The 15,663-nt window shown below is 63.8% G+C and carries 16 protein-coding genes and 1 riboswitch; of the genes, 6 read left to right on the top strand and 10 right to left on the bottom strand.

The window, feature by feature from the left end; genetic code table 11:
• Positions 1–35 precede the first annotated feature (35 nt).
• A riboswitch (SAM-I-IV-variant riboswitch) is annotated at positions 36–142 on the top strand.
• A gap of 56 nt (positions 143–198) precedes the next feature.
• The gene (locus tag H2509_RS18010) at positions 199–531 is read left to right on the top strand and encodes a hypothetical protein (protein WP_182167854.1); all 333 of its coding nucleotides are present in this window, start codon (positions 199–201) and stop codon (positions 529–531) included.
• Here H2509_RS18010 and H2509_RS18015 read toward each other — a convergent pair.
• Together H2509_RS18015 and H2509_RS18020 are read right to left on the bottom strand one after the other, a co-directional pair.
• Positions 524–916, bottom strand: a complete 393-nt coding sequence (locus H2509_RS18015; RefSeq protein ID WP_209002047.1) for an acyl-CoA thioesterase — start codon at positions 914–916, stop codon at positions 524–526. The two genes, H2509_RS18010 and H2509_RS18015, sit on opposite strands and share 8 nt — an antisense overlap.
• Positions 917–1,001: 85 nt before the next feature.
• On the bottom strand, positions 1,002–1,448 hold the full coding sequence (locus H2509_RS18020) for a group III truncated hemoglobin (RefSeq protein WP_182167855.1): 447 nt from the start codon (positions 1,446–1,448) through the stop codon (positions 1,002–1,004).
• A 102-nt stretch (positions 1,449–1,550) separates the two neighbouring features.
• On the opposite strand from H2509_RS18020, the gene H2509_RS18025 reads away from it, so the two are divergent.
• On the top strand, positions 1,551–1,988 hold the full coding sequence (locus H2509_RS18025) for an Rrf2 family transcriptional regulator (protein WP_182167856.1): 438 nt from the start codon (positions 1,551–1,553) through the stop codon (positions 1,986–1,988).
• Positions 1,989–2,009: 21 nt separating this feature from the next.
• Here H2509_RS18025 and H2509_RS18030 read toward each other — a convergent pair whose 3' ends face one another.
• The 4 genes from H2509_RS18030 to H2509_RS18045 form a co-directional block, all read right to left on the bottom strand.
• Entirely contained in the window at positions 2,010–2,699 is a 690-nt protein-coding gene (locus H2509_RS18030; RefSeq protein ID WP_182167857.1) for a Crp/Fnr family transcriptional regulator, read from the bottom strand.
• Between the two features lie 286 nt (positions 2,700–2,985).
• Positions 2,986–3,774, bottom strand: coding sequence for a ChbG/HpnK family deacetylase (locus H2509_RS18035; RefSeq protein WP_182167858.1), 789 nt, complete (start codon positions 3,772–3,774; stop codon positions 2,986–2,988).
• A gap of 49 nt (positions 3,775–3,823) precedes the next feature.
• Positions 3,824–5,335: a glycosyltransferase family 39 protein gene (locus H2509_RS18040; RefSeq protein WP_182167859.1), complete on the bottom strand. Its 1,512-nt coding sequence runs from the start codon at positions 5,333–5,335 to the stop codon at positions 3,824–3,826.
• Positions 5,332–6,480 carry a glycosyltransferase gene (locus tag H2509_RS18045; protein WP_182167860.1) on the bottom strand — a complete coding sequence of 383 codons (1,149 nt, stop codon included), beginning with the start codon at positions 6,478–6,480 and terminating at the stop codon, positions 5,332–5,334. Before H2509_RS18045 ends, H2509_RS18040 begins: the two co-directional genes overlap by 4 nt.
• Before the next feature lie 193 nt (positions 6,481–6,673).
• On the opposite strand from H2509_RS18045, the gene hisS reads away from it, so the two are divergent.
• The 4 genes from hisS to H2509_RS18065 are packed head-to-tail and all read left to right on the top strand — an operon-like array spanning position 6,674 to position 11,835.
• The gene (gene hisS, locus H2509_RS18050; protein ID WP_182167861.1) at positions 6,674–8,278 is read left to right on the top strand and encodes a histidine--tRNA ligase; all 1,605 of its coding nucleotides are present in this window, start codon (positions 6,674–6,676) and stop codon (positions 8,276–8,278) included.
• Position 8,279: 1 nt separating this feature from the next.
• Positions 8,280–9,398 (top strand): ATP phosphoribosyltransferase regulatory subunit, encoded by a 1,119-nt coding sequence (locus H2509_RS18055; RefSeq protein WP_182167862.1) that lies wholly within the window; start codon positions 8,280–8,282, stop codon positions 9,396–9,398.
• Between the two features lie 7 nt (positions 9,399–9,405).
• Positions 9,406–10,380, top strand: a complete 975-nt coding sequence (gene hisG, locus H2509_RS18060) for an ATP phosphoribosyltransferase (protein WP_182167863.1) — start codon at positions 9,406–9,408, stop codon at positions 10,378–10,380.
• A 27-nt stretch (positions 10,381–10,407) separates the two neighbouring features.
• Positions 10,408–11,835 (top strand): amidase, encoded by a 1,428-nt coding sequence (locus H2509_RS18065; protein WP_182167864.1) that lies wholly within the window; start codon positions 10,408–10,410, stop codon positions 11,833–11,835.
• Here H2509_RS18065 and H2509_RS18070 read toward each other — a convergent pair.
• From H2509_RS18070 to H2509_RS18085, 4 genes are read right to left on the bottom strand one after another with little or no spacing between them, the layout of a single operon-like run.
• Entirely contained in the window at positions 11,832–12,701 is an 870-nt protein-coding gene (locus H2509_RS18070) for an isocitrate lyase/PEP mutase family protein (RefSeq protein ID WP_182167865.1), read from the bottom strand. The genes H2509_RS18065 and H2509_RS18070 overlap by 4 nt on opposite strands.
• A 20-nt stretch (positions 12,702–12,721) precedes the next feature.
• Positions 12,722–13,996 carry a TRAP transporter large permease gene (locus tag H2509_RS18075; RefSeq protein ID WP_182167866.1) on the bottom strand — a complete coding sequence of 425 codons (1,275 nt, stop codon included), beginning with the start codon at positions 13,994–13,996 and terminating at the stop codon, positions 12,722–12,724.
• 15 nt (positions 13,997–14,011) lie between these two features.
• Positions 14,012–14,518, bottom strand: a complete 507-nt coding sequence (locus H2509_RS18080) for a TRAP transporter small permease (RefSeq protein ID WP_182167867.1) — start codon at positions 14,516–14,518, stop codon at positions 14,012–14,014.
• A 51-nt stretch (positions 14,519–14,569) separates the two neighbouring features.
• Positions 14,570–15,568, bottom strand: a complete 999-nt coding sequence (locus tag H2509_RS18085; RefSeq protein WP_182167868.1) for a TRAP transporter substrate-binding protein — start codon at positions 15,566–15,568, stop codon at positions 14,570–14,572.
• Positions 15,569–15,663: the final 95 nt, after the last annotated feature.

Raw genomic sequence — 15,663 nt, forward strand, 5'->3', positions numbered from 1 at the left:
CCCCTTGTTCCCGCCGGGCTCTTGTGGCATATCGGCGCCTTCATCAAGAGAAGGGCTGGCGCCCTCGCCAACCTGCCTGACCGGGCAAGGTGGTTTCCGCAATAGGGATGTGGCCGGGAAACCGGCAACCAAGCGGTTCTTTGCTCCAAGAGAGCTTTTTGCGCCAGTCCTCCTCGGGAAACCGAAGGAGGATTTTTTATGTCTGTCGAACCATTTCCGCGCGATGTGCTGTCAGGCGCAGGGGGTCAGGCCGCTCCGGCAAGTGCAGGCGGCGAGCCGTCGCGAGACTTCGAACTCTATGCGCTTGCACGCCTGCTTTCGCACCGGCTGATCGGCGGCTGGCGTGCGAAGGCGGCTCCACTCTCCGACGAGCTACTCCAGGAGCGTCTGACAGGGATACTGGCCTTGTGGAATTCCGGTTGCCCGCATGCCATCGACGAAGGGCTGCTCGCCGACCTGGCCAGACGCCATCCGGCGGAGACCGAAGCCTTTCGCCGCACAAGGCGCAGGAATCCTGCCGGTATCAGTTAACCCCTGGGACCGGACGCGGCCGGCCGTCGTCATCGACTGCGACGAAGGTAAACATCGCCTCGGTCACCTTTTCGCGGTGGCCGAAACGGTGCCGCCGCGCCCAGGCTTCGATCTTGATTTTCATCGAGCTTCGTCCGATCGCGCCGATATCGCAATAGACGCAGAGAACGTCACCCACGTGGACGGGACGGATGAATTTCATCGTATCGACGGAAATGGTGACGACGCGCCCGGACGCCCTCTCGCCGGCCGCGATACCTCCCGCCAGATCCATCTGCGACAGCACCCAGCCGCCGAAAATGTCGCCCGCCGCATTGGTGTCCGCCGGCATCGCCATGGTTCGGAGCGTCAGTTCGCCCAGGGGCTGTTCTTCATCTCCTGCCATCGGCGATTTTTCCCTTTTCCCGCTCACCTGCCTTCGCCTCCCCGACCGCGCCTCGCCGAGGCGAATCCCTTTCAGGCAGGGTGATCTATCCGCCGGACGATTTCAACGCGCCCGGAACATCCGAACCGGCAAAGCCGAAAGTCGCCAGCCACAGACTCTGGGCAATGCGCTCGGCGACTTCGATGACCGCTTCCGCCGCTTCGGCCTCGAAGACCTCGTGCGCCACCGGGCGGAACACCGCCAGCCATTCGCCGTAGTCGCTGGACACGATCGATTTCAGCGCGAGATGCGTTGGTACAGGCCGTCCCTTGTAGGCTCCGCTTTTCAGCAACACGGAGTGCCAGAAGAGTTTCATCTTCTGCAGATGCGGGGTCCAGTTTCCCTCCAGCTTCGCCTCGAAGATCGGCCCAAGACGGGGATGTTCCCTGATCCGACCATAGAATGTGTCGACCAGACGCGAGATGCCGTCGGCGTCGATAGACGGGTGAACCGCATTCCTGGCACCTGCCGGACGAATATCGATCTCTGTCATGAAGCCTCGGCAACGAATTTATGCATTTAAGATGCATCTTTCATTTGCCATTACCGCACCGTAAATTCAATATCGTATATGAATGTTTTATGGATAGCGGCAATGCGTCTCAGCCAGGCTAGCGATTTTTCGCTGCGAGTTCTCCTTTTACTGGGCCAATCGGAGACAGCCCAGACGGTTGAGTCCGTCAGCCGCCGGCTTGGCCTTGCTCGCTCCCATGTCATGAAGATAGTGGCGAAACTCGGCCGTCTGGGTCTTGTCGAGACGAACCGCGGACGCGGCGGTGGTATCAGGCTCGGTCGGCCAGCGGACCAGATCCGCGTCGGCGACGTGGTACGCAAGATGGAGCCCGATCTTGGCGTGGTCGATTGCCTGCGCGAGGGAGGCTCCTGCGCCTTCCTGCCCGCGTGTGCGCTCAGGCCCGCCATGCGCAAGGCGTCTGAAGCTTTCCTGGAAAGCCTCAATGAACAAACGCTGGCGGCGCTGCTGAGCAAAACACAAGTGCTCGGGGAAATTCCCCCGGAAATCCGGCGGCAGTGACAATGCCGGCCCGGCGGATGCTCAAAGCGTAGCCGCCTGCTCCAGCAATTTGGGCTGTTCAAGGCAATAGTAGCCGGAAATGCGGCTGATCGTGCCGGAGCGTTTCCAGTCGTTCAGTACCCGGCTGACATTCTCACGCGCTGCACCGGCCATATTCGCAATGTCGGCTTGCGACAGCTTGTAGTGGATCAGGATACGCCCGTTGTCGATCGGCTTGCCGAAACTGTCGGCAAGCTGAAGCAGCGTCTGCGCGACCCTGCCCGGCAGCGGCAGGAAGGAACGTGCGGCCAGCACGTCGTTGGCCTGCCTGAGCCGCTTGCCGACGATGGAGAGCATGTGCCGGTAAACCGCCGGATTCTCGTCCGCGAAGCGCTCGAAGGCGTGCTTCTCGATGAAGGCGAGCCGCGTCGGCTTCAGCGCGGTAACCGTTGCCGAGCGGGCGCGTCCGTCGAGAAGCGCCAATTCTCCGACGATATTGCCGGGGCCCATCACGGCCAGAAGCTGTTCATCCCCCTCCACGCTCATGATCGACACCTTCAGAGATCCTTCCAGGATCGCATAGCAGCCGTTTCCCGGATCGCCTGCCTCGAAGAGGATCGCACCCCCCTTTGCCGTAATTGGACGGGCAAGCGCCGCAAGACGCTCGGCCAGATCCATCGAAAGGCCTTCGAGCGAAAAGCTGTTTTCCAGGAAATGCTGCAGTTCGACCATCGGCGTGATCCCCGTGAGGATTAGAGCCCATCCTACACGGCACGCGACGCATTACCACGCGTCTTCTGTGGTTTTGGCCACATGCCGCTGCGCAACATTGCCGAATGGACCGCTTTCGGGAAAGAGGCGAAACTGTGATTGTCGTCACTTAAGAAAAATGAGCAGGATGCTAGCTTAGTTCATGTCGGCAGCGCGTCCCGCAATCTTCCTCCCGATTGCGAATTGCCGACGGCCTCCCTGATCCAGACGACGAAAGCCCCTGTCCCCGCGGGGGCTTTTGTCGTTGTCAAAACAGGAACAGGTCCTTGTTGAGCAACAGGATATTGAAGCGATCGCTGGCAAGGAACTCGCTCTGGCGCCTGCGTGCCTCGACCCTCGCAACCGGCTCCAACCGGCGCAGCCGGTCGTCCGCTTCTGCCGGAAAGCAGAAGGAAACCGCCTGATCGGGCAGGCCGTCGAAGCCGTTCCAGACATGGGCCTCGAGCTTGTCCCGCTCGGAAGCCATTGGCAGATCCCGGCCGCGCGGCAGATGCTCGAGACCCGCTTTCTCTACCCTGCGGCGGAAGCGGCGCGCCGGGCCGTCTTCCGTGAACGGCGACACGATCATCGGCGGTTTGCGGCGGCTTGCCGCCACTTCCATCACGATTCTCGCCAGCCGCGAATACGCCATCAGTTCGTCGGCGAGCAGCAGGAAATCCGGCGCCTTGCCGTAATAGTCCTCGAACCGGTCGATCTGGGCCGCAATCTCGGCAGCGAGCGCATCTTCCGGCAGGAGGTGCAGCCGGCTGCGCCAGCCGTACCAGCGGCGCGAGGGAAAGCCCTTCTCGAAGTAGCGCGCGGCCTCGTCGGATACCGGAGCCCATGGCTGGGTAAGCGCCAGCGTGACACCTATCAGCGTGGCGTGCCCGGCCTTGTCGATCGTCTGGCGCAGCGGCAGATACTCGCGCGACCACAGGTCGGACGCGGCAATACAGCCCACTGCCGACAGCAAACCGGCGGCCGCCAGGTCGCGGATCGAGCGGTCGACGCCGAAGGCCAGGCCGTATTCTGCCGAGGTCAGGGTGATGCGTTTCATGTCGCAGGACTTTCCGTCAAAAGGCTTTCGGCCGCAACTGCAACATCGCTCAGCCTTCGGCGGGAAACACCGGATCGCGCGGATCGCCGACCGGATCGGCTACCCGATAGACCACGAGATCCTCGATCGGGGTACCAAGAGATTGCCGCGTCAGGTCAGGAAGCCGCTCCACGCTGCCGAAGCGCTGCCTCAGGTAGTCCGCCCCCGGATCGTTGCGCGCCCGGGTGATGAAAAGAGCTGGCTTGGCTACGATGTCCTCATCCAGCGGAGCCTGCATCACATAGCGGATGCGCTCGTTGAGCTGCTCGACGGGAAGCCTGCCACGCAAAGCGAAGGCGAGCTGCGAAGCCGGAGCATAGTTATTGGACGCGACCCATGCGGCCCCCTGATCGGCGGCGATCCTCTCGACGCCGGCCGCGATTTCCTCCCAGCCCCGGGTCTGATGCGTTGGATCGCGGCGGGCGAAGGCACCGGTGAAAGGCATCGCCGCATGCAGCATCACCAGCAGCGACACGACGATCCCGAGCGGCACTGCCGCCTGCCTCACGCCCCGCCAGAAACGCGGCAGGGCTTTCGGCAAATTGGCGGCCGCGACACCGGCCATCATCGCAAAGGCGGGAAAGAGCGGCGCCGGCCAGTTGCCCTGCACGCGCGCGTGGAAGGAATGAAAGACCAGATAGGCGATGAAGGGCAGGACGCCGAGCACGATCAGCCCGGCCTTCTCGTCGCCCTGCCGCATTTGCCCGACGAGCTGCACAAAGCCGGCAACCGCGAGAAGGGCCACCAGAGGATTGAGCAGGCCGGCGAGAGCGCCGACAAATTCCGCGAGATATTTCAGCGTGAAGCCTTCCGGCACCGCACGGCCGAACTGCTTGGCGAAGGACGCCCATTCATGCCCGGCATTCCACAGCAGCACGGGCAGGAAAACGAGGACCGCCAGCGCACCGCCCACCCAGAGCTGCCACGCGGTCAGCCAGCGCCGCCCCTTCGCCATGAAAAGCAGCCAGAGCACCAGCCCGGCACCGAAGAAAAGCACCGAGTATTTCGACACGAGGCCGAGGCCCGCGAACAGCCCGACCGCCAGCCACCAATAGGGATTTTGCGAGCGGATCAGTTCGGCAACCGCCCACAGGCCCAGCCCCCAGAAGAAGACCGACGGGGCATCGGGCGTCGCGATCAGGCTGCCGACGCCGATCAGGACGGTGGCGTTGAACAACAGCACCGACCACCCAGCGACCGTACGTCCAAAGAGGATGTCGGCCGTCCGCCACAGCACCAGCGAGCCGAGCGCCGCGGCGAGGATGCCGGTGATCCTCACGGCAAGGGCGGTATCGCCGAGGAAGGTCTGACCGAGCGCGATCCACCAGCCAACCATCGGCGGATGATCCAGATAGCCGAAGGCAGGCGACAGGCCCCAAAGCCGATAATAAGCCTCGTCCTCGGCAAGACCGGCCTGCGACCCGACCCATAGCCGGACAAGCGTCAGCGCCAGAACGATAGCGACAAGGGCGGCGGGACGAAGATAGGCCGGCAGGGCGATATCCCTTTGCGTGGTTTTCAAGCCCGGCGCCACGTGAGAACCGAGCTCGCCGCGTAGTTCCAAACCGCGCCCATGGCGGCACCCGCCGCACCGGCAAACCACCAGACGGGCTGGTTTTCATAGATCAGGTTCGCCACGCCGACATTGGCCAGCACGCCGACGCTGCAGACGGCATAGAAGGTCAGAAGCCCGCGCAGCGCCGCCATGCCCGTCAGTCGCCGGTCGCGGTAGGTCAGCCGGTTGTTGAGGAAGAAGTTCCACGTCATCGCCACGAAGGTCGCGATCGTCTGCGCGGCGTTGAACGGGGCACCCAGAAGATCGAGCGTGAATTTCAGCGCCGCCAGATGCACGACGACGCCCGAGGCGCCGACCATGCTGAACATCAGGAAACGGATGGAAACGAAATCGCCGAAAAGCTTGGACACGAGAAGCCCCAGATAGTCGAGCGTCACCAGCGTGTCGAGCTTGCTCTCGCCGTGAATGCGCTCGCGGAAAACGAAGGGAAGTTCGACGATGCGCAGGCTTCCCCTGGCGCTCGCCACGATGTCGAGAAGGATCTTGAAGCCCTGCGTCGAAAGCGAGGGCGCAAGCCGCTCCGCCTCGCTGCGGGAAATCATGAAGAAACCGCTCATCGGATCGGACAGCGTCACGCCGAGCAGCTTGCGGGCAAGGCCATTGGCAAGGTTCGAGCCGGCGGCGCGTATCTTCGTCAAGCCATGGCCGATATTGCCGCCTTCGACATGCCGGCTGGCGACCGCGAGGTCCGCCTCGCCGCTTTCCAGATGCGCAAGCATCTTCGGCAACAGCGTCTCGTCATGCTGCAGGTCGGCATCCATCACCGCGACGAAGCGCGCCGAGGATGCCAGCATGCCCTCGATGCAGGCGCCGGAGAGCCCGCGCCGGCCGATCCTGCGGATGACGCGGACGCGCGGATCGTGCCGCGCCACCTTGCGGGCGACGTCCGAGGTGCCGTCCGGCGAATTGTCGTCGACGACGATCACCTCCCAGTCGACGCCCTTCAGCACCGCGTCGAGCCGGGCGATCATCACCGGCACATTGTCGCGCTCGTTGTAGGTCGGCAGCACGACGGTGAGCGTGGGCGCGGCCCCGCTCCTGTTTTCTGTCAGCGTCGCGACGTCGCCGCTTGCGCCCGTGCCTGCCAGCATGAATGCTCCTGTCGCGGCCCTGCCCGCCCGGGCATTTCTGGCCGATTTCGCGGCGGACCATATTCGGAACGCCGGGCAATGCAAGTCCCCTCGCCGCCTTGCCCCTCAAACCGCAATCGTCTAGAGCATGTTCGCAATGAAAATACGGTCTTTATGAGCCGGAATTGAACTTATCGACGGACCCTATCGAGACATGGCGAAAGTAAAGCAAGACAAGCTCAGGGCGCGCCTGCCGCGCGGCTTCGTGGACCGGTCGGCGGCCGATATCCGCGCGACCGACGCGATGGTCGCCCGCATTCGCCAGGTCTACGAGCGATACGGCTTCGACCCGGTCGAAACGCCGGCTTTCGAATATACCGACTGCCTCGGCAAGTTCCTGCCCGATACCGACCGTCCGAATGCCGGCGTCTTCTCCGTGCAGGACGACGACGAGCAGTGGATGAGCCTGCGCTACGACCTCACCGCGCCGCTTGCCCGCCATGTCGCGGAAAACATCAACGAGATCCAGCTTCCCTATCGCACCTATCGCGCCGGCTGGGTGTTCCGCAACGAGAAGCCGGGGCCGGGCCGCTTCCGCCAGTTCATGCAGTTCGACGCCGACACGGTGGGCGCCGCCGGCGTCCAGGCGGATGCCGAAATGTGCATGATGATGGCCGACACGATGGAAGCGCTTGGTATTGCGCGCGGCGACTACGTCATCCGCGTCAACAACCGCAAGGTGCTCGATGGCGTGATGGAGGCAATCGGTCTGGGCGGCGACGAGAATGCCGAGCGCCGGCTGACCGTGCTGCGCGCCATCGACAAACTCGACAAGTTCGGTCCGGAGGGTGTCGCGCTGCTGCTCGGCGAGGGCCGCAAGGACGAGAGCGGGGATTTTACGAAGGGGGCGGGGTTGAATTCCGATGCAATTGAGAAGGTGATAACCCTTCTCGACGTCGGCAATATTAGCGAGGAGGTCATCAAAGAACATCCGGCAGCCCAAGCTCGCCGCGCTCAAGGTGGAATGGCAGGCTCTGAGTATGAAGCACATCGTGCAGACTTGGTTTTTGGCGGCTATTCGCGACTTCTCTATAGCAGCTCGACTGGCCTGTCTGGGCAGGCAGAGCTTCGAACAATTTGGGATCTGGTGAAAGCTGCTGGATACGGAGATGGCCGCATCCGCATCGACCCTTCCGTCGTGCGTGGCCTCGAATATTACACCGGCCCGGTCTACGAAGCGGAGCTGCTGTTCGACGTCACCAACGAGAAGGGCGAAGTCGTCCAGTTCGGCTCGGTCGGCGGCGGCGGGCGCTATGACGGCCTGATCAAGCGCTTCACCGGCCGCGACGTTCCGGCAACAGGCTTTTCCATCGGCGTGTCGCGCCTGATGACGGCGCTGAAGAACCTCGGCAAGCTCGGCGACGAAGACGTGCTCGCGCCTGTGCTCGTCACCGTGATGGACGGCGATACCGGAGCGCTTGGCCGCTACCAGCAAATGACGCAGACTTTGCGCGCCGCAGGCATCCGCGCCGAGATGTATCAGGGCAACTGGAAGAAATTCGGCAACCAGCTGAAATATGCCGACCGGCGCGGCTGCCCGCTCGCCATCATCCAGGGCTCGGACGAGCGCGCCGCCGGCGAGATCCAGATCAAGGACCTGATCGAGGGCAAGCGGCTTTCCGGCGAAATCACCGACAACGTCACCTGGCGCGAGAGCCGGCCGGCGCAGGTCACCGCGCGCGAGGCGGATCTCGTGGAGACCGTGCGCGCCATGCTGGCCGCCCAGGCCGAAGACCGCCGCGCGGCGAAAGGAAACTGACATGGCGACGATGGAGGAGCGGCTTTCCGGGCTTGCCGGGCTCTTTCAGGAGCGGGGTTACGCACGCATTTCCCCGCCGATCCTCCAGCCCGCCGACGTGTTCCTCGACCTCACCGGCGAGGATATCCGCCGCCGGCTCTATCTCAGCGCCGATCAGGACGGGCGCGACCTGTGCCTGCGTCCGGACTTCACCATTCCCGTCTGCCGCCAGCACCTTGAGGACGGCAAAGCGGCACGGCTTGCCAATTACAGCTATGGCGGTCCGGTCTTCCGCCAGCGGCCCGGCGAAACCGGCGAATTCCTGCAGGCGGGTGCCGAAAGCATCGGCCGGACGGATTGCGAGCAGGCCGACGCAGATATTCTAGCGCTTGCCCTCGATGCCCTGTCGAAGCTTGGCGCGAAAAACGTTGAGGTGCGGATCGGCGACGAGGCCCTCTTCACCGCCGTCATCGACGGGCTGTCCATCCCGGCGGTGTGGAAACGACGGCTGAAGGATCTATTCGGCGAGCGTGCGCAGCTTGATCAGGCCATCGCCCGCATGGGCGGCAATGTTGACGGCAACGGCGACGCGGTAAAGGCCGAGCGCATAGGCTTCCTCGCCGCGCTGGAGGGCTCCGACCCGGAAGCCGCGCAAGCTATCGTCGAGGATCTCCTTTCGATTGCCGGTATCGAAACGGTCGGCGGACGCACCGCCGGCGAGATCGCCGAACGGTTCCTGGAGCAGGCCGCCCTTTCCAGCAGCGCCGGCGTCGCCGACGAGGCTGCCAGCCTCCTCACCCGCTTCCTCGATATCTCCGGCAAGCCGGTAGAAGCGCTGGCAAGGCTTGAAGTCTTCGCTTCGGAAACCTCGATTGACCTTGCCGAACCGATCGCCCATTTCCGCGCCCGTCTCGCGGCGATCGAGGCGAACGGCACCGATCTCGACACGATCCGCTTCGCCGCCGATTTTGGCCGCCGGCTCGACTATTACACCGGCTTCGTCTTCGAGGTGCACGACGCGAAGCGCCGTCAGGCCGGCCAGATCGTCGGCGGCGGCCGCTACGACCGTCTGCTGCAGCTTCTTGGCGCCAGCGCGCCGGTACCGGCCGTCGGCTTTTCGATCTGGCTCGACCGTATCTGAGGGTGACATGACGAAACTCACCATCGCCATCCCCTCCAAGGGTCGCCTGCAGGACAATACCCACGCCTTCTTCGCGCGAGCCGGGCTCACCATCGAGCGCCCGGGCGGCGACCGCAACTATCGCGGCACGATCAAGGGCTTCGACGGCGTCGAGATCGCCTTCCTCTCGGCCTCCGAGATCGCACGCGAGATCGCCGACGGCTCCGTCCACATGGGCATTACCGGCATCGATCTGGTCGAGGAGAACATCGCCGAACCCGAGGCGAAAACCCATCTCGTGACCGCGCTCGGCTTCGGCCATGCCGATGTGGTGGTGGCGCTGCCCTCCGCATGGATCGACGTTTCGACGATGGCAGACCTTTCCGATGTTGCTTCGGATTTCCGCGCCCGCCACGGCCGGCGCATGCGCGTCGCCACCAAATATGTGAACCTGACGCGGGCCTTCTTCGCCGCGAACGGCATTGCCGACTACCGCATCGTGGAAAGCGCGGGCGCCACGGAAGGCGCGCCGGCCGCTGGCAGCGCGGAGCTGATCGTCGACATCACCTCGACCGGCTCCACCTTGAAGGCAAACAATCTCAAGGTGCCGGAGGATGGCGTCATCCTGCACTCACAGGCCCACCTTGTCGCCTCGCTCACCGCAACCTGGTGCGAGGAGGCGCTTGCCGCCGCCCGCTCCATCCTCGATCAGGTCGCGGCCGAAGAAAACGCCCGCACCTGCAAGGAAATCAAGGCATTGCTGCCTGATCCGGAAGCGGCGGCCAAGCTCGCCGTCGCCGAACACGGCTGCACCACGCCCTTCGGCGCGCGGGCGGAAGAAATCCTGCTGCTGCACTGCCCCGCCTCCCGCGTGCCTGCCTGCGCCGCCATGCTCAGGGCGCAAGGGGCGGGACATGTCGCCGTGTCGACGCTCGACTATGTATTCGGCACCACCAATCCGCTTTACGACCCGCTGCATGCGCGCGTTTCGGCCTTGGGCTGAGGCATCGCCGACAGAAAGGAATTCCTCATGGAATTGACGTCGCTTTCGGCTCTGGAGCTTTCGCAAGGCATCAGGGAGCGGCGCCTTTCCTGCCGGGAGGTGATGCAGGCCTATCTCTCGCGGATCGCCGGGTTCAATCCGAAGATCAACGCGATCGTCAGCCTGCGCGACGAGGACCGCCTCCTAGCCGAAGCAGACGAGCGCGACCGGGAATTGGCAGCAGGGATGTATCGCGGCTGGCTGCACGGTATTCCGCAAGCGGTGAAGGACCTCGCCGCAACGAAGGACATTGTGACCACCTTCGGCTCGCCGATCCTGAAGGATTTCCTGCCGCCGGAAGACGCCATCCACGTGGAACGGCTGCGCTCTGCCGGGGCGATCCTGATCGGCAAGACCAACACGCCGGAATTCGGCCTCGGCTCCCATACCTTCAACCCGGTGTTCGGGCCGACCCGCAATCCCTGGGATTCGGCGAAATCGGCCGGCGGGTCCAGCGGCGGCGCGGCTGCCGCCCTTGTCGCCCGCCTCCTGCCGGTAGCCGATGGCAGCGACATGATGGGTTCGCTCAGGAACCCCGCCGCCTATAACAACGTCATCGGCCTGCGCCCCAGCTACGGCCGGGTGCCGTCCGGCCCGTCGCCGGAAGTCTTCTTCGACGGCATGGCGACGGATGGTCCGATGGGGCGCTCGGTCGCCGATGTCGCGATGCTGCTTTCCACCCAGGCCGGCTACGATCCGCGCGCGCCGCAGTCGTTTGAAGGCGACGGCTCGGAATTCGCCGGCCCGCTCGCGGCCGACATGTCCGGCAAACGCATCGGCTGGCTCGGCGATCTCGGCGGACACATTCCCTTCGAGCCCGGCGTCCTGGATCTCTGCGGCAATGCCCTGAAAGTCTTCGAGGATCTGGGCTGCACGGTCGAACTCGCATCGACCGGTTTCGACATGGAACGGGTGTGGACCTCCTGGCTGACGCTTCGCCACTGGCGCGTGCTCGCCCGTCTTGCGCCGCTCTACAACGATCCTGCGAAACGCGCCCTGCTCAAGCCGGAGGCGATCTGGGAAGTCGAGGGCGGCCTTGCCTTATCGCTTGCCGACATCCAGGCGGCCTCGGAGGTGCGCAGCCAATGGCACCGTGCGGTGCTTCGCGTCTTCGCCAGTTACGATTACCTGATCCTTCCCGCCGCCCAACTCTTCCCCTTTGACGTCGATCTGCACTGGCCGAAGGAAATTGGCGGCAAGACAATGGACACCTATCACCGCTGGATGGAGGTCGTGGTGCCGGCAAGCCTTCTCGGCCTGCCCGTCCTCGCCGTGCCGGCCGGCTTTTCGGACAACGGCTTGCCCATGGGCTTCCAGATCATCGGCCGCCCGCGCGCCGATCTAGACGTGCTGAAACTCGGCCACGCCTACGAACAGGCTACGGACTGGCTGGGCCGCACTCCGCCGGGATTCTAGTCCCGCCGGTCGGCGTAGCGCTGTTCGGCCTCGTAATAGGCGTTGAAGCCAACACGGTCGCGCAATTCGGCGAAATCGAGCAGCAATTCATCCGGGTGGCGCCCTTCCGCCATGGCGGCCAGCGCATCGCGCATTGCCTTCATCGCGGCCGATAGCAGCGTCAACGGATAGGCAGCGAGCCGGTAGCCGATCGCCGCCAGTTCGTCCCGCGGCAGGATCGGCGTTTCGCCGCCTTCCACCATGTTCGCCATATGCCAGCCTGGCACCTCGCGGCAGATCGTTTCCATTTCCGCGCGCGACTTCGGCGCTTCCACGAACAGGATATCCGCGCCCGCCTCCTTGAACAGCCGCGCGCGCTCCAGCGCCTCGTCCAGCCCAAGGCCGTGTCTTGCGTCGGTTCTGGCCAGGATCAGGATATCGGCCCCCTCCTCGCGTGCGTCCACGGCCGCCTTGATGTGATCGACCGCATGCGCCCGATCGACGACGAGCTTGCCCTTGGTATGGCCACAACGTTTCGGCGCCACCTGATCCTCGATCATCACAGCGGCGAAACCCGCCTGCGCGTAGCCCTTGACCGTGCGCTTGACGTTCAGCGCGTTGCCGTAGCCCGTATCGCCGTCGCCGATCACCAAAGCCCTTGTTGCGGCACAGACGTTGCGGCCCGTGTCGACCATCTCGCCGTAGGAGATCAATCCCGTATCCGGCGCGCCGATGCGCGTCGCCGAGACCGCGAAGCCCGACATGAAAGTCACCGGAAATCCGGCATCGCCGATCATCTTGGCCGACAGGCCGTCGAAGCAGCAGGGCATGACGGTGAAATCGGTCGCCGCGAGATGGGCGCGCAGGCGTTCGGCGGGGCTGGGCATTGTGGACCTCAAAACAGATTTCAGAGCTTGAAGGGGATGTAGAGCGCCACGTCCGGCCAGGCGAAAATGACGGCAACACTGACCAGCATCATGGCGAGGAAGGGCCAGACGCCACTCGCCACTTCCGTCATGGATGCCCGCCCGACTGCCTGAATTACATAGAGGTTCAGCCCCACCGGCGGCGTGATCAGTGCGCATTCCACCATGATGACGAAGAAGACGCCGAACCAGATCGGGTCGAGCCCTAGCGCGAAGAGCGCGCCCGACAGCACCGGCACCATGATCAGCATCATCGACAGCGCTTCCAGCACCAGCCCCATCACCAGCAAGACCACGCCGACGACGAGCACGAACATACCGGCCGTCGAGACGTGCTCGGTCAGGAATACGGAGATGTCCTGCGGGATGCGGTAGAGCGTGATCGCCTTGCCGAAGACCTTTGCCCCGGCGATGATCAGCAGGATCGCCACCGTCGTCGTCATCGCCTCCAGCACCGCATCGCGCAGCTTCGCCCAGTCCAGCGTCCGCAGGATGACGCCGACCACGACGAGAGCGCCGAGAAATCCGATTGCAGCGGCCTCCGTCGGCGTGAAGACGCCGCCATAGATGCCGGCAATGACAAGCGCGGCCAGCAGGATGGTCGGTGAGGCGCGCCCGAGCGTCGACCACCGCTCGCCCCAGGAAGCTTTCGGGCTCGGCCGATAGTCCACCGCGAACCGCGCGAAAAGCATCGAGTAGACGATGAAGAAGGCGATCAGCAGCAGTCCAGGTCCGATCCCGGCGAGAAACAGCGAGATGATCGATTCCTCGGTGATGACGCCGTAGACGATCATCGGGATCGACGGGGGAATCAGAATGCCGAGCGTGCCTCCCGCCGCTAGCAGACCCAGCACAAAACGGCGGGGATAGCCGCGCTCGGTCATTTCCGGGATCGCCACCGTACCGATCGTGGCGGCAGTAGCGACGGACGAGCCGGAAATGGCGGCAAAGATACCGCAGGACAGGATCGTGGCGACAGCCAGCCCGCCCGGCCAATGACCGACCCACGACTGCACGGCGGCAAAGAGGTCGCGTCCGACGCCCCCCTTCAGCAGCACGTTGGACATCAGCAGGAACAGCGGCACTGCGATGAGCACGAAGCTGTCCGTCGACGAAAGCAGCCCTTGCGGCAGCATCAGCGGCGAGAAGCCTCCCAGCGCCAGCATGCCAAAGCCGAGGCCCGCGAGCGCGAATGCCACCGGAACCCCGACGAGGAGCAGACCAAAAAGCGCAGTCAGGATGAGGATTGTCGTCAAGGGACGCTCGCGGTCTTAGTGGACGTTGTTTTCGGGCAGGGTATCGCGCGGGCCTTGCATTGCCGTGCGGATCGCTTCGACAAGCGACTGCACGCACAAAAGGCTGAAACAGATCGGCAGCGCCGCCTCGTTCCACCAGGCCGGCACATCGAGCATTGACCCGGTGGTGCGGCCCCGCTCGAAGGAGTCGAGGGCAATCTCGCCCGCGTACCAGACGACCACCGCTGCAAGAGCGGCGATGAAGAGCAGCACGACCGTCTGCTGAAGATGGCGCACCGAGGCCGGCAGCATGTCTGTCAGCACGGTGATCGCGATATGCTGGCGGCGATGCACAAGGATAGCAGCCCCGGCAAAGGTCCCCCAGACCAGAAAAAGCCTTGAAAGCTCTTCGGCCCAGATGGTCGGTGCAATGAAGACGTAGCGCATGAAGACCTCGTAGCCGAGCATCAGGGCCGTGGCGAAATAAGCCCAGGCAGCGAATTGCCCCAGCAGCGAGGAAAGCCGGTCGATCAATCGAAACATGGAGGCTCCGGGAAGCGGCGGGCCGCATCTGACCGCGGCCCGCGCGTCTCGTCAGTTCTGCAGGGCCTTTGCGGCGTCGAGAACCTTGGCGCCGAGTTCCCCGGACGCTGCCAGGAACTGATCGTAAACCGGCTGGGCGGCGGCCTGCCAGGCGGCGATCTCCTGCTCGGTCGGTTCGTAGACAGTCATGCCGTTTTCCTTGGCAGCACGGTAGGATTCCGCCTCGATCGCCGCCATCGCATTGCGAACGTCGGCTTCTGCCGTCAACGCGGCTTCCTCGATGATCTTGCGATGGTCTTCCGGAAGGCCGTCCCAGAATTTCTGGTTTACCACCACGATGAACTCGATATCCGCGTTGTTGGTAACGGTAATCGTGTCCATCACTTCCCACAGTTTGCGGCTGTCGACGCCGGAAACACCGGTCATGCCGATGTCGACGGTGCCCCGCTGATAGGCGATATACTGCTCGGAGCCGGAAATCAGCGTCGGAGCGCCGCCTGCCGCCTCGATCCATGTGCCCAGGGTCTTGCCGAAGACCCGGACCTTCTTGCCCTTGATGTCGTCGGGCGTCTTGATCGGGCCGCCCTTGGAAAGGAGGATCGAGCCGCCATAGGCCTGCCACCAAAGAACCTTGGCGCCGGTTCCGGCGATAGCCTCGTCCAGCGGCGTGCGAACGGGGCTGCCGGGAGCCGTCGCCTTGCGCACCAGTTCTTCCGTATTGAAGAGGAACGGAAGATAGAAAACGTCGACGGCAGGTATATCACCAACGTAGCGCGTCAAGGAGGCGACGCCCATCTCGATCGATCCCGATCCGACAGCCTGAGGTACTTCGTTATCCTTGTATAGCTGGGCTGAATCGTAGATCTCGACGGTAATATCGCCATTGGAATTCTTCTCGACCAGATCCTTGAACAGGACGAGATTTTGGCCGAGATGGCTCTTGAGCGGTAATTGCAGGGTTATACGAAGGGTCGACTTCTCAGCCAAGGCTGCAGTCATCGACAGGGCTAGGCCGGCGGCGGCGCCGACCAGAAGACGTGCGATCCTCATGTATTCCCTCCCTTTCACGCCGCGCGTTACTCGCCGCTGGCAGTGTTTTTCGTGACTTATCCTGTCTTTTTTGTCGCGTTTCGTCCCTTTATTAT

The organism is Stappia albiluteola, assembly GCF_014050225.1.
Classification (GTDB): domain Bacteria; phylum Pseudomonadota; class Alphaproteobacteria; order Rhizobiales; family Stappiaceae; genus Hongsoonwoonella; species Hongsoonwoonella albiluteola.

Bases quoted from the DNA above. Each gene is read 5' to 3' on its own strand.
- H2509_RS18025 (WP_182167856.1), top strand. From the start codon at position 1,551: ATGCGTCTCAGCCAGGCTAGCGATTTTTCGCTGCGAGTTCTCCTTTTA.
- H2509_RS18045 (WP_182167860.1), bottom strand. From the start codon at position 6,480: ATGCTGGCAGGCACGGGCGCAAGCGGCGACGTCGCGACGCTGACAGAA.
- H2509_RS18015 (WP_209002047.1), bottom strand. From the start codon at position 916: ATGGCAGGAGATGAAGAACAGCCCCTGGGCGAACTGACGCTCCGAACC.
- H2509_RS18085 (WP_182167868.1), bottom strand. From the start codon at position 15,568: ATGAGGATCGCACGTCTTCTGGTCGGCGCCGCCGCCGGCCTAGCCCTG.
- H2509_RS18070 (WP_182167865.1), bottom strand. From the start codon at position 12,701: ATGCCCAGCCCCGCCGAACGCCTGCGCGCCCATCTCGCGGCGACCGAT.
- H2509_RS18020 (WP_182167855.1), bottom strand. From the start codon at position 1,448: ATGACAGAGATCGATATTCGTCCGGCAGGTGCCAGGAATGCGGTTCAC.
- H2509_RS18010 (WP_182167854.1), top strand. From the start codon at position 199: ATGTCTGTCGAACCATTTCCGCGCGATGTGCTGTCAGGCGCAGGGGGT.
- H2509_RS18030 (WP_182167857.1), bottom strand. From the start codon at position 2,699: ATGGTCGAACTGCAGCATTTCCTGGAAAACAGCTTTTCGCTCGAAGGC.
- H2509_RS18055 (WP_182167862.1), top strand. From the start codon at position 8,280: ATGGCGACGATGGAGGAGCGGCTTTCCGGGCTTGCCGGGCTCTTTCAG.
- H2509_RS18065 (WP_182167864.1), top strand. From the start codon at position 10,408: ATGGAATTGACGTCGCTTTCGGCTCTGGAGCTTTCGCAAGGCATCAGG.
- H2509_RS18035 (WP_182167858.1), bottom strand. From the start codon at position 3,774: ATGAAACGCATCACCCTGACCTCGGCAGAATACGGCCTGGCCTTCGGC.
- hisG (WP_182167863.1), top strand. From the start codon at position 9,406: ATGACGAAACTCACCATCGCCATCCCCTCCAAGGGTCGCCTGCAGGAC.
- hisS (WP_182167861.1), top strand. From the start codon at position 6,674: ATGGCGAAAGTAAAGCAAGACAAGCTCAGGGCGCGCCTGCCGCGCGGC.
- H2509_RS18080 (WP_182167867.1), bottom strand. From the start codon at position 14,518: ATGTTTCGATTGATCGACCGGCTTTCCTCGCTGCTGGGGCAATTCGCT.